This window comes from Mycolicibacterium stellerae (genome assembly GCF_003719305.1).
GTDB lineage: Bacteria > Actinomycetota > Actinomycetes > Mycobacteriales > Mycobacteriaceae > Mycobacterium > Mycobacterium stellerae.
Map to the genome: position 1 here is coordinate 1 of NZ_RARC01000005.1, position 13,905 is coordinate 13,905.

Below are 13,905 nucleotides of genomic sequence, written 5' to 3' on the forward strand. Positions count from 1 at the left end.
CACCCCAGAAGCCGGGACCGCGAGTAACAGCGAGAGCGAAAACCCAGCGATCGCGTCGCCCACCCTCAAGCCAGGCGCACCCCGCAAGAACCAGGACTGGTGGCCCAACCAGATCGACGTGTCGGTGCTGCACTCGCACACGCCTCAGGGCAACCCGCTCGGCGAGGACTTCGACTACGCAACGGAGTTCGCCAAGCTCGACGTCGATGCGCTCAAGGCCGACGTGCTCTCGGTCATCACCACCTCACAGGACTGGTGGCCAGCCGACTACGGCAGCTACGCAGGCCTGTTCATCCGGATGAGCTGGCACGCCGCAGGCACCTATCGTATTTTCGACGGACGCGGCGGCGCAGGACAGGGCATGCAGCGCTTCGCCCCGCTCAACAGCTGGCCCGACAACGCCAACCTGGACAAGGCCCGCCGCCTGCTGTGGCCGGTCAAGAAGAAGCACGGCAGCAAGATCTCGTGGGCGGACCTGCTGGTGTTCGCGGGCAACGTCGCGCTTGAGTCGGCCGGCTTCGAGACATTCGGCTTCGCGTTCGGGCGCCCAGACTACTGGCAGCCGGAGGAGGTCATCTTCGGTGAGGAAGAGGAGTGGCTCGGCACCGACAAGCGCTACGCGGGCGCCGATCCCTCCGCACGGCAGCTCGAGGAACGTTACGGCGCCACCACGATGGGCCTGATCTACGTCAATCCCGAAGGCCCAGAAGGCAAACCGGATCCGCTGGCCGCCGCCATCGACATCCGGGAAACGTTCGGCCGGATGGCGATGAACGACGAGGAGACCGCCGCGCTGATCGTCGGCGGCCACACGCTCGGCAAGACCCACGGCGCGGGCCCAGACGATGGCATGGGCCCCGAACCTGAGGGTGCACCCATCGAGCAGCAGGGCCTTGGCTGGAAGTGCCCGTTCGGTTCCGGCAAGGCCGGCGACACGGTCACCAGCGGTCTGGAGGTCGTGTGGACGCCAACACCGACTCAGTGGAGTAACGCCTACCTCGAAATTCTCTACGGCAATGAGTGGGAGCTGACCAAGAGCCCCACCGGCGCATGGCAGTTCGAGGCCAAGGATGCCGAGGCGACCATTCCGGATCCGTTCGGTGGCCCGCCGCGCAAGCCGACGATGTTGGTCACCGACGTCTCGATGCGGGTCTCTCCCATCTACGCGGACATCACCCGGCGCTGGCTGGACCACCCCGAGGAGCTCAACGAGGCGTTCGCCAAGGCCTGGTACAAGCTTCTGCACCGCGACATGGGACCGATCACCCGTTACCTCGGGCCGTGGATCGCCGAGCCGCAGCTGTGGCAGGACCCGGTGCCCCCCGTCGAGGGCGAGTTGATCGACGAGGCGGACATCGCGGCGCTCAAGGCCAAGGTGCTCGACTCCGGGCTTTCGGTGCCCCAGCTGGTCAAGACCGCGTGGTCCTCGGCGGGCAGCTTCCGCAGCACCGACAAGCGCGGTGGCGCCAACGGTGCCCGGATTCGCCTTGAGCCGCAAAAGAACTGGGAGGTCAACGAACCCTCCGAGCTGCAGAAGGTGCTGCCCGTGCTCGAGCAGATCCAGCAGGACTTCAACAGCGCAGGCGGCAAGAAGGTGTCGCTGGCCGACTTGATCGTCCTGGCCGGATCAGCGGCGGTCGAGAAGGCCGCCAAGGACGGCGGTTACGAGATCGCGGTGCACTTTGCGCCCGGCCGTACCGACGCCACGCAGGAGAACACCGATGCGGAGTCGTTCGCGGTGCTCGAACCGCGGGCCGACGGCTTCCGCAACTACGTGCGCCCCGGCGAGAAGGAGCAACTGGAGAAGCACCTGCTGGAGCGGGCCTACCTCCTGGATGTCACCGCGCCTGAGTTGACCGTCCTGATCGGCGGCCTGCGTGCGCTCGGCGCCAACCACGGCGGCAGCAAGCACGGTGTGTTCACCGACAAGCCCGGTGTGCTGACCAACGACTTCTTCGTCAACCTGCTCGACATGGACACGGAGTGGAAGTCGGCATCATCGGGAGAGAACGTCTACGAAGGTGTGGACCGCACGACGGGCCAGACCAAGTGGACGGCGACCGCCAACGACCTGGTGTTCGGCTCGAACTCGGTGCTGCGCGCGCTGGCCGAGGTCTACGCCCAGGACGACAGCAAGGAGAAGTTCGTCGAGGACTTCGTCGCGGCGTGGGTCAAGGTCATGAACAACGACCGGTTCGACCTGGAGAAGTAAGCATCAAACGCGACACCCCGCGAGTCCGAAAGGCTCGCGGGGTGTCGTGTTTTCGGCTTCAGCGCCGCACGTAGACGACGCGGGTGCCGAGCAGGAAATCCTGGACCGACCGCCGCCGACGGTCCACGGCGACCGACAGCAGTCCGACGGGAAACAACACGCACGCGATGGCGCGCAAGGTCGCCACCAAAAGAGGAACCCGCTCGGATCGGCGGCCGACAACGCGCAGGCCCATCACCACCGCGCCAACGGTGCATCCCGACACCGCCCACGCCGCCGCGAGGTAAAGCGCGGACACGACGAGAACCGCCGCCGTCGAGAAGAGCGCGTCGAGGGCGGGCAGCGCAAACCCGGTCGGATTGAACAGAAGCCGGCTGAGCACCAGACCGAGATAGAGCAGACCGATGACGGCCCCAACGACGACCAGATCGATGACCGCCGCGACGCCTCTGCTGACAATGCCCGCGGTCTCGGGGCCATCGGGCCCGGTCATGTCTGGGTCGGTTGGCGCATACCGTCTTGCTCCTCACGTGCGCGGCCGAGAAGGCGGTCGACGAAGCCGGACACCATGTCATCGGCGCGCTCACCCTGGCTTCGGACGTCGGACATCACGTTCTCGGTGACGGTCGCCGTCGACTGCCGGATGATCGCCTGCAGGTCGACGCCGTCGATCACTTCGTCGGCAAGCCCGATCAGGTCGATGCGCTCACGGATCAGGTCGTTCAGGTCGATCTCGTCGAGCACCAGCTCGACCACCTGGGCCGCGACGGCCGCGATGATCGCCTTCACGGGCTCGATGCTCTGGTCGATGACGAGTTCACCGCGCCGCGACAGATCCGTTCTGCCCCTGCGCAGCCAGGATCCGACCACGGGAAGCCGCTCTGAGGCGAGATAGAGCTGACCGACACCGGCCACCGCGGTGGCCGCCGCACCGGCCGCGACGGTCACGGCCGGGTGCTTGAGCAACTGCTCGCCGTCGGCCACTTCAGAATCGTAGTCGGCTAGATCGGGGGCAGACCGTGCTTGCGCGGTACTCGGCGGTATTTCCGACTCAAGTGGACCGGCGCCCAGATCTATTCATAGGGATATCCCCGATTCCTCGGCCCCGCCGCGGGTTCTAGCGTCGGCCCAAAGGGGTCGTTGACCTCACAACCAGCAACAGGGAGTACCCATGTCGAACATATCCGCCCACCACAGTTCCCGGTTACTCGCCGCAGCCACGGCCGTAAGCGCCGCAGGACTCGTCATGGCCTCAACTCCGGCTCAGGCGCTTCCGATGATCCCCCTCGCTCCCCAATGCGAAAGATACGATCTTCCCTCGCGTTTCGTACTGAAGCAGAGCGATCATTGGACGGTGGAGATGCCGGCATCCGGGCAACAGCTGCAGGGAGCGGCGAAGGCCACCGACGGCAATGGAGAGGAAAAAATTACCGGGTCGGTGGTCGGCGGCCTCACCGGGCCCAGGTTGATCGATTTCACCGTCAACTGGGACAACGGCCACCGGTCCCGATATACCGGCAGGGTTTACGACGATGGCCAAGCCCGCGGCGGACGTCAGGACATTCGAGCCCAAGGTGCCGGCCCAGACAACACGAGCTGGGACACGATCACAGAATTGACGTGCATACCGGAAGCGGCGGAGCAAGGCCAGATCCCGGATAAAAAGGATCCGGATGTCGATGTCAACGAACAGGCTCCGCCACCGGGAACGGTAAAAGTCACCGAGCCGACGGACGTGTATGACGCCCCGTTGGGAGAGGGCAATGAGGTCGGCGTGCTGCTGGCGCCCGGAACCCTGCTTCAGATCATCGACCCAGGATGCAATGACGATTGGTGTCATCTCGCCGTTTCCAATGCGCCAGGTGGCCAGGGGTGGGTCTACAAGCCGCATCTCGGTGCGCCATAGCCACGGACGGATTCCCCGGACCGCAGCGTCCCTATCCTTCGGGGTTGCCCATCAGTCGGCCCAACTCGGCTCGCGAGCGGATGCCAAGCTTGCGATAGATGCGTGTGAGGTTCGCCTCGACCGTCTTGGGGCTGATAAACAGCGTCGCTGCAACGTCGCGGTAGGTCATGCCCGAGGCCGCCAGCTCGGCGACCCTTCGTTCGGAAGGAGTGAGCCCGCCCTCACCGGTCGGGGCCACATTGGTCCGCTCGAGTTCTGCGCGGACCCGCGCGGCCCACAACGGTGTGTTCAGGGCCTCGAAGGTGGCCAATGCCTCGTGCAACGCGCTCGACGCGGCCTCCTTCTGCCGTTGACGACGCTGGAGTCGACCCAACACCAGGTGCGTGCGTGCCCGCTCGAAAGGCATTGGCAACCGGTCATGTTCGGCCATCGCGCGATGTGCTTCGGCCGTTGCCGCTTCGACTTCTCCGCGGGCAGCCAGCAGCATGCTTCGGCAGCGGGCTCCGACAGCCAGCATCCAGGCGCGGTCCACCCGTCGCCCGTTGCGTTCAAGCATGTCAATCAGCGGCTCCGCCTCGTCGAGACGGCGTAGTTGGATCATGGCCTCGATGGCGTCCGGAACGAACGAGGCGACGAATATCTCGGTGCCCTTCGGTGGCGGGTCGAGGCTGGCGAGCATCGGTTCGAGTGTGGTGAGTGCGGCTTCATGGTTCCCGAGCGACACCTCGAGGAATCCGATTATCGTAATCGGCCACTCCGCCAACAGATTTGAGCGGCACCGCTGGCTTGCTGCGAGGGCGTCGCCGGCATCGCGGCGCGTCGCCTCCTCGTCGCCGCAATAGGCGGCGACCGCGGCGCGAATCATCAGTGCAACCGACAGTGGCAGGTCCCCACCGAGTTGCAGTGCCCGTTGCATCGCGTCCTCCGCGAGCAGCGCGGCGTCGGCGAGGTTTCCCCGCCAGATGTCGACGAGCACACTGTGCACCGCGACAAACATCAGCTCGCTCTCCTCGCCGCGCTCGATGCAACGGCGCCGGATGATGCCGGCCCGCTCGGCGGCGTCGGCCAGCCGCCCGGTCCAGGCCAGCAGCAAGACGTTTTGCATGCTCGGCCGCAACACAACCGGAGTGTCGGCGTCGCGGTCTTCCAACTCCAGCGCCCGCCGCAGCGCCAGCTCATCGAGCCCGCGGCCGCGTTGAAAGCGTACGACGACACGCATGCTCAGGGCCTGACTCAACAAGTGTTGATTGCCGAGCTGCTCGGCGTTCTTGACCGCCTTCTCGATTGTCTCCGCGGCCGCATCCAGTCGACCAGCATTGAGCAGAGCGAATGACAGGGTGACGAGCATTTGAACAGTCGGAGCCAACCGATCGCCGATTTCGTCAAGCGCCTGCTCGAGCAATCCGGCCGCCTCACTGAAGCCACCGTCGAGCAGGCGGACCGCAGTGAGCGAGGCGAGCGCCTCTGCCCGAACAGGTCCAGCGGTCAGCTGTTTGATCGTCTGCTCAAGCATCGTTTTGGCCCGGCCGGTGTCCCCGGCGTTGAAGTGATGGATCGCCGCCCGTATTCGGCGCTCCGGCGTGTCGCCGCCGAGCCCGACGGCAAGGTCGAGAAACTCCGCGGCCGCTTCCGGCGCTCCGCGCAGCCGCGCGCTCTCAGCCGCCGCGTCGAGCGATTTCAGAGTCAGCGGCTCGGCGCTCGTCGCAGCCAAGGCCAGGTGTCTGGCCTCCAGCTCCGGTTGATCGACTATCTCGGCCAGCCGCCGATGCATCGCCCGTCGCCTCGCGCCCGGGGCGTCGCTGAGTACACCCGTCGCCAGGAGTGGGTGTGCGAACTTGAGGCGATTGCCATCGATGCTGATGATTCCCTTTTTCTCGGCCTCCTCAAGGAGCCCGACAACGTCCTTGATGTCAGTGTGGGTGGCGAGGGCGACAAGGTCGACGGTGGGCCTGGCAAGGCAGGCGGCGGCCAGCAGCACATCTTGGATCTCGTTCTCGAGGCGTCCCAGGCGGACATGCACAAGTTCGGCAAGCGTGTTCGGCAATTGCACCTGCAGGTTCGGCGTGTAGCCGTCGATCGGCCGTGCCAGCTCTATGGCATAGAACGGATTACCACCCGACACTTCGTGGATCCGGACCATTGTCGGCCGCGAGAACGACCGCTTCAGCCGCTCGGAGACTACGATGTGCAGGGCTCCGATACTCAACGGATGCAAGGTGATTCGATGGACGCCGTCAGGCGTTGGCATCTGCAGCCAGGACACTGCGTGTAAGCTTTGCGGGTCGCTGCGAACGGTGGCAAGCACTCCAACCCGGCCCGTTAGGCGGCGCGCCGCGAACGCCAGGACACGGACGCTCGAGGGATCAAGCCACTGCAGGTCATCTATCGCCACGAGCAGCGGTGTGTTGTCTGCAATGGTCTCGACGAGCGAAAGCAATGCCGCCGCTACCGCGCGCTGATCGATAGCAACGTCAGCAGCGTCGGCCTGGTACAAGACCCGGTCCAAGGCCAGTCGCTGTGGACCAGGAAGTTCCGCCAACGCATCCGCGTCAAGTCGGGAAACCAGGTCGCCGAGTCCCGCGTAGGCAAGCACCGATTCCGCCGCGGATCCACGCGCCGACAACACAAGAAACCCGCGTTCACGTGCGTGGTCCAGGGCCGACAGCCACAGCGTCGTCTTGCCCATGCCGGGCTCGCCCTCCAGCAGTAATGCCGCTGGCTCTGCAGCCACAGAATCGAGGAATTCGGTCACCGCCTGCGATTCCGCGGGTCGGCTCACAGTCGTGGCAGATATGGCCGACCCCCCCTCGCGCACGAGTTACTGCCGAGGCTAACGACTTGGCGGAGCGATTGCCGCGCTTCCTGGGAAAATATCGGGAAGTTGCTGTCAATGCCTGCGGAGATGCCCGCCAGAAATGTAGTCGGCTAGATCGGGGTCAGGCCGTGCTTCCGGTACACACGCCCGTGAAGCTGCTTGTCCCGCAACAAATGGAGCGACTTACGCAGCAGCAACCGGGTCTCGTGCGGCTGGATGACCCCGTCGATGTAGCCTCGCTCGGCGGCGATCCACGGGGTGGCCAAATTGAGGTTGTAGCCCTCGATGAAGTCGGCGCGGATCTTTTGCACCTCCGGGGCCGTCGGATCCGGGAACCGCTTCACCAGCAGCTGGGCCGCGCCCTCCGCGCCGATCACGGCGATGCGCGCGGTCGGCCACGCGAAGTTCAGGTCGGCGGCCAACTGCTTGGACCCCATCACCGCATATCCGCCGCCGTAGGCCTTGCGGACGATGATCGTCACCTTGGGGACGTCGGCCTCCACCAGCGCGTTGAAAAACCGTCCGCCGCGCTTGATGATCCCGCCCTTTTCCTGCTCGACCCCCGGCATCGCACCAGGGGTGTCCACCACGAAAACCAAAGGGGTGTTGTAGGAATCGCAGAATCGGATGAACGCGGTCGCCTTGTCGGAGGCCTCGTTGTCGATGGCACCCGACAGATACATCGGCTGGTTGGCGATCACCCCGACCGGGCGCCCGTCGACGCGCGCAAAAGCGGTGATCATCGCCTGCCCACGCTGTGCACCGACCTCGAACACGTCGCCGTCGTCGAAAATCCGCATCAGGATCTCGTGCATGTCATAGGCGGTGTTGTCGGCGTCCGGGACGATCGAGTCGAGTTCCAGGTCGTGCGGTGTGATCTCCGGCTCGAGGCCCGGGTTGACGATCGGTGGATCGTCAAAGGTGTTGGCGGGCAAGAAACTCAGGTAATCGCGGGCGTATTGGAACGCCTCCGCCTCGCTGTCCACCACCTGGTGGATATTGCCGTATTTGGCTTGGTTGTCGGCGCCACCGAGTTCGTCGAGCGTCACGTCCTCGCCGGTGACGTCCTTGATCACATCGGGTCCGGTGATGAACATGTAGCCCTGGTTGCGCACCGCCACCACGAGGTCCGTCTGGATCGGCGAATACACCGCTCCACCAGCACATGCACCGAAGATCAACGAGATCTCGGGCACCAGACCCCGCAACATCTCGTGGCGCCGGCCCAACTCCGCGTACCAGGCCAGTGACGTCACCGCATCCTGAATCCGCGCCCCCGCCGAGTCGTTGATACCGATGATCGGGCAGCCGACCATCGCCACCCACTCCATCAGCTTGGCCACCTTGCGGCCGAACATCTCACCGACCGAGCCCTGGAACACCGTCTGGTCGTGGCTGAACACAGCGACGGGCCTGCCGTTGATGGTGCCGTGGCCGGTGACCACGCCGTCGCCGTACAACGCGTTCGGGTCACCCGGTGTCTTGCACAGCGCACCGATCTCCAGGAAGCTGCCCGGGTCGACGAGCGAATGGATACGGGCGCGGGCGCTGGGGATGCCCTTCCTCTCCCGTTTGGCGATGGCCTTCTCGCCACCGGGTTCCTTTGCCAGCTCCAGCTTTTCGCGAAGGTCGGACAGCAGTTCCGCAGTGGTCTTGTTGGTCACTTCGCCAGCTTCTCCTCAGCTTCGATGCGATTGATCGCCTCGCTCATGTGCGCGCCGACCTTGGCAATGTACGGCTCGTCGATCGCCTGGATGTGCTCGCCCCCGATCGGCACCACCTCCAGCTCGGAGACGTATTCGCCCCAGCCGCCGTCCGGCTTGCGGGTGGCGTAACGCGGCTCGAAGAAGATCGCGTCGTCGTGGTAGCGATCGGCCATGTAGAGCGTGACGTGTCCGTCGTAGGGCCGGATCTCCGCGGTGTCGATGACCCGGTTGTCCAGATACGACGTGCGCTGATGCTCGATCACCCCGCCCGGGATCTGCACACCGCTTGCCTTGACCGCGTCGAGGACGAAACTGACCTGACCCTCGTCGTCGAGATCCTCGAGCTGCTCGTAAGGGATCGCGGGGACCGCGACGTTGAAGGTGCGCTCGGCGAACCGCGCGTAGCGGTCCCAGCGGGCGCGGACCTCCTCCTTGGTCTGCGGCACCTCTTCACCGGCACGCACCGCATCGATCAGCCCGACGAAGCGGACGTCGGCGCCCGCCTGCTTGAGCCCGATCGCGCAGGCGTACGCCAGCACGCCGCCGAGCGACCAGCCGGCCAGGATGAACGGGCCGTCATGCATCTCGAGCAGCTTCGGCACATACTCCGCGGCGCGCTCCTCGACGGAGCCCTCGACCCGCTCGATGCCGTACACCGGGGTGTCGGCGGGCAGCCGCTTCAGCAGCGGTTCGTAGACCACGGTCGAACCGCCCGCCGGGTGGAACACGAAGACGGGGACGGCCCTCGAGCCCTCCTTGGGCGCGCGCAGTGTTCGCACGAACCCATCGAGCTCGCCTGATTCGAGGTGCTCACGCACGATGCTCGCCAGCGCTTCGATCGTCGGCGAGTTCTTCACATCCTCGACGGTGATGGTTCCCTCGGCGCGTTCGGTCAGCCGTGCGGCCATCTTCTCGGCGGTCTCGTCGTCGAGCTCGGGCAGTGCGTTGAAGATGCCGCCGGGTGACTTGCCGGTGACGATGGCCCACGTCGCGAACGTGACTCGCTCAGCCGCTTCGCGCGGCGGCACGTCGGAGCCGAGCGCCTCGGTGACGGCCTCCTGGGTCAGCACCTGAGCCGCCAGCGCGGCCGCACTCGGTTTGTCCGGCGCCGCCGGGCCTGCCGGGTTGGTCGGTGGCGGCGGGATCGGCGTTTCGGTTGGTGGCGCAGCACCAGCTTCGGCCAGCTTCTCTTCGAGCTCGGCGACCGTGGTCGCGCCGCCCATCAGCTCGGCCTGCGCGGCCGCAATCTCCTCCGGAGTCTGTGTCTTCTGGTGCTCCGCGAGCTCTTCGACCTCGTCGCGGTGTTCGATCGCATACTCGATGAGTTTCTCGACGGCGTACAGGTTCGCGTCGCGCACGGCCGTCAACTGGATTGGCGGAAGGTCGAAGTCGTACTCGACGCGGTTCTTGATCCGCACCGCCATCAGCGAGTCGAGACCCAGCTCGATCAGCGGCACCTCCCACGGGAGGTCCTCGGGCTCATATCCCATCGCGCCACCAACGATGGCGCCGAGGCGCGCGCCGATGGTCTCGCCCGTGTCCGGTGCCCACTTCTCGAAGCCCGCGCCGAGATTCGCGCCCTGGGTGAGGTGATCGGAAAGGATCGCCGCGTCGTCCTCTTCCTCGACGACGGGTGCGCTCGAAACCTGCTCGGCCACAGCGGTTCCGGTCGCGATGGCACTGGGCAGCGCGGCCGCCTGGCCTGCGCGACTGACGACGGCGTCGTACACAAGGGTGAACGACTCGTCGATGCGCGAGTGAACCTGCACACTTGCACCGCCGGGGTGGCGGGTCAGCGTGGTCACCAACCGCGCGCGGTCATCGGGGATCGCGCGCTGTTCGGATGCCGTCAGCGTGGCATCCGGAAGCACTTGGGATGCTGCCGCTTTCACCAACGCGCCGAGATTCGTCGGGGTCCTCGGGTTGTACTCCCACACGTGCCTGCCGTCGGGCGTCGCCACGTGATTGCCCGGCATCAAAGTCGAGCTGTCACCGGTGAAGTGGGCCTCCAGCCAGTGCGGCTTGCGACGGAACCTGGTCGGCGGGATGTTCGCGTACTCACCTCGGGAAAACAGGGTCCGGAAGTCCAGGTCGTGGCCGTGCACGAAAAGCTGCGCCATCGCGGCCGTCATCGCGTCGACCTCGTCCTGCTTGCGTGCCAGCGTCGCGATCAGCTGCGCATCGTGCAGCCCCGCGCTCGCCGTGGTCAGCCCAACCTGCATGAGCGCAACGGGATTCGGCGCCAGCTCGAGGAACGTGGTGTGACCGTTGTCGACGGCGTTGCGAATGCCGTGCGTGAAGTACACGCTGTGCCGCAGGCCCTTCTTCCAGTAGTCCACGTCGTGGATCGGCTCGCCGCCGGGCCGGATGAAGCTGCCCTCGTGAACGGTCGAGAAGTAGCCCGTGGTGAGTGGATGCGGCTCGATGCCCTGCAACTCGGCCGCCAGCTCACCGAGCAGGGGGTCCATCTGCTGGGTGTGGCTGGCGCCCTTGGTCTGGAACTTGCGGGCGAACTTGCCCTCTTTCTCGGCTCGCTCGATGATCGCGTCAACCTGGTCGGGCGGTCCGCCGATCACCGTCTGCGTCGGCGCGGCGTACACGCACACCTCGAGATCGGGGTAGTCGGAGAACACCGTCTTGATCTCTTCTGCGGAGTACTCGACGAGCGCCATCAGCCGGATGTACTCGCCGAACAGCATCGCCTCGCCCTCACCCATCAGGTGTGAGCGCGAACAGATGGTGCGGGTGGCGTCGGCCAGCGACAAGCCGCCCGCGAAGTAGGCCGCAGCGGCCTCGCCGAGCGACTGGCCAACCACCGCACCGGGTTTCGCGCCGTGCGCCTTGAGCAGCTCGCCCAGCGCGATCTGGATTGCGAAGATGGTGACCTGGGTGGTCTCGATACCGTAGTCCTGCGAGTCGTCGAGGATCAACTCGACGACCGAGTACCCCAGCTCGTCCTGGACCAACGCGTCAACGTTGTTGATCCACTCCGCGAAGACCTCGTCGCGCAGGTACAGGCTCTTGGCCATCTTGCGGTGCTGCGCACCGAAACCGGCCAGCACCCACACCGGCCCGTTGGTGACGGGGCCGTCGGCGTGAAAGACGTTCGGGCTCTGCTTGCCGTCGGCGAGCGCGCGCAGCGCCTTGATCGCCTCGTCGTGGTCGTGCGCCATCACCACGGCTCGCGACCGGCCGTGGTTGCGCCGCGACAGCGAGCGGCCGATCGACTCCAGCGAGGAGGCCCGGCCCTCCGGGCTGTCCATCCAGTCGGCGAGGTCGGCGGCCGCCGACCTCTTGCGCGACGTCAGGAATGCCGAAACAGCCAGCGGCACAACCCTTTTCGTGGGGTTCGCGGCTTCCTCGGCCTCCATCTCCTCGCGCGCGACCTCCAGTAGCCGCTTTGCCTCGTCGGTGAGGCCCGGCATTTCGGGTTCGCGATCGTCGGTGTCGTAGGCATGTTGGCCGAAGAACTCGGAGCCTTCGTTCTCGTCGTCGTGGATGAACTCGCCGTACTCGTCCATCCGGATCCCGCCGACGAACACGGCGTCGGCGTCGGGAGCGGCGTGCTTGCCCTCGGAGACGTCGTCGGATTCCGGTTCTGGCTCAACCAGATCCGACGGCAGCACCTCCCGCAGCACCAGGTGCGCGTTGGCGCCGCCGAACCCGAAGCCCGAAACGCCTGCGATGGCATGGCCGCTGTAGCGGGGCCAGTCGGTCACGGTGTCGGCGACCTTGAGGCGCACGCCCTCGAAGTCGATGTAGGGGTTGGGCCCGGTGTAGTTGATCGACGGGGGCAGCTTGTCGTTCTTGAGCGCCAGCGTCATCTTGGCCAGGCTGGCCGCCCCCGCTGCCGACTCCAGATGGCCCACATTGGATTTCACCGCGCCGAGCAGGGCAGGCTTTTCGACGGGACGGCCTCTTCCGACCACGCGGCCAAGGGCGTCGGCCTCGATCGGGTCACCGAGGATGGTGCCGGTGCCGTGCGCCTCGATGTAGTCGACCGTGCGCGGATCGATGCCCGCGTTCTTGTATGCCTTGCGCAGCACCTCGGCCTGCGCGTCGGGATTGGGCGCAAGCAGCCCGTTGGACCGGCCGTCGTGGTTGATCGCGCTGCCCGCGATGACCGCGAGGATCTCGTCGCCGTCGCGACGGGCGTCGGCGACCCGTTTGAGCACCAGCATGCCGCCGCCCTCGGACCGCGCGTAGCCGTCCGCATCCTGGGAGAACGACTTGATAAGGCCGTCGGGCGCAAGCACGCCGCCGACTTCGTCGAAGCCGACCGTGACCAGCGGGGTGATCAACGCGTTGACGCCGCCGACGATCGCGACGTCGGACTCGCCCGACCGCAGCGACTGCACACCCTGGTGTGCGGCGACCAGAGAACTCGAACACGCCGTGTCCACCGCAATCGACGGTCCGCGGAAGTCGTAGAAGTACGACACCCGGTTGGCGATGATCGAGCTGGCCGTGCCGGTGATCGCGTACGGGTGCGCGACCGAGGGATCGGACATCGCCAGCATGCTGTAGTCGTTGGTGGAGCTGCCGACATACACACCGACGCTCTGGCCACGCAGCGACGACGCCGGAATGCGCGCATTCTCCAGCGCTTCCCAGGTCAGCTCCAGCGCCATCCGCTGCTGCGGGTCGACGTTGTCGGCTTCCATCTTCGACAGCGCGAAGAACTCCGCGTCGAAACCTTTGATGTCGGATAGGTATCCACCGCGGGTGCGGGCCTTGGCGACACGTTCGGCGATCCGCGGCTCGTCGAGGAACTCCTCCCAGCGGCCTTCTGGCAGATCGGTGATGCCGCTGCGTCCCTCCAGCAGCGCCTGCCACGTCTCCGCCGGCGTGTTCATATCACCGGGGAACCGGGTGGCCAGCCCGACGATCGCGATGTCGTCCAGCTCGTGTTCGCGTGACCAGTCGATGTCGTCGACGGCCTCGTCGAGTTCCGGCTCGCCCTCGACGATCACGGTGGCCAGCGACTCGATGGTCGGATGTCGGAACGCGACGGTCGCCGTCAACGTCACGCCGGTGAGGTCTTCGATATCGCTGGCCATCGCCACCGCGTCGCGCGAGGACAGACCGAGCTCGACCATCGCGGCGGAGTCGTCGATCACGTCAGCCGACTGCCCGGTGGCGTTGGCGATCCAGTTGCGGAGCCACTCACGCATCTCCGCGACGGTCATGTCCGTGCGTGCGGGCGCGACGGGGCGCTCGGGCGCCAGCCTGAAGCCCTCGGCTTCGGCGTCCGATGTCGCCGCCG

At 66.1% G+C, this 13,905-nt stretch carries 7 protein-coding genes; 2 read left to right on the forward strand and 5 right to left on the reverse strand.

The genetic code is table 11. From position 1 onward, the window contains the following. The coding region (katG, locus tag D6M19_RS08720; protein ID WP_123024818.1) for a catalase/peroxidase HPI at window positions 1-2,212 on the forward strand (2,212 nt) is incomplete at its 5' end. Between the two features lie 58 nt (window positions 2,213-2,270). Here katG and D6M19_RS08725 read toward each other — a convergent pair. Continuing rightward, window positions 2,271-2,705 (reverse strand): RDD family protein, encoded by a 435-nt coding sequence (locus D6M19_RS08725; protein ID WP_123024819.1) that lies wholly within the window; start codon window positions 2,703-2,705, stop codon window positions 2,271-2,273. Further along, complete coding sequence (locus D6M19_RS08730) at window positions 2,702-3,196, reverse strand: hypothetical protein (protein WP_234834778.1); 495 nt, start codon at window positions 3,194-3,196, stop codon at window positions 2,702-2,704. Before D6M19_RS08730 ends, D6M19_RS08725 begins: the two co-directional genes overlap by 4 nt. A 262-nt stretch (window positions 3,197-3,458) precedes the next feature. Here D6M19_RS08730 and D6M19_RS08735 point away from each other — a divergent pair, with 262 nt between their 5' ends. Beyond that, window positions 3,459-4,118, forward strand: coding sequence for an SH3 domain-containing protein (locus D6M19_RS08735; RefSeq protein ID WP_164478397.1), 660 nt, complete (start codon window positions 3,459-3,461; stop codon window positions 4,116-4,118). 31 nt (window positions 4,119-4,149) lie between these two features. On the opposite strand, the gene D6M19_RS08740 is transcribed toward D6M19_RS08735, so the two are convergent. The 3 genes from D6M19_RS08740 to pks13 all read right to left on the reverse strand — a co-directional run bounded on the left by D6M19_RS08740 (window position 4,150) and on the right by pks13 (window position 13,828). Then, window positions 4,150-6,933: a helix-turn-helix transcriptional regulator gene (locus tag D6M19_RS08740; RefSeq protein WP_327389784.1), complete on the reverse strand. Its 2,784-nt coding sequence runs from the start codon at window positions 6,931-6,933 to the stop codon at window positions 4,150-4,152. A 110-nt stretch (window positions 6,934-7,043) separates the two neighbouring features. Next, window positions 7,044-8,597, reverse strand: a complete 1,554-nt coding sequence (locus D6M19_RS08745) for an acyl-CoA carboxylase subunit beta (RefSeq protein ID WP_123024821.1) — start codon at window positions 8,595-8,597, stop codon at window positions 7,044-7,046. Then, on the reverse strand, window positions 8,594-13,828 hold the full coding sequence (pks13, locus tag D6M19_RS08750; protein WP_123025024.1) for a polyketide synthase Pks13: 5,235 nt from the start codon (window positions 13,826-13,828) through the stop codon (window positions 8,594-8,596). Before pks13 ends, D6M19_RS08745 begins: the two co-directional genes overlap by 4 nt. Window positions 13,829-13,905 lie beyond the last annotated feature (77 nt).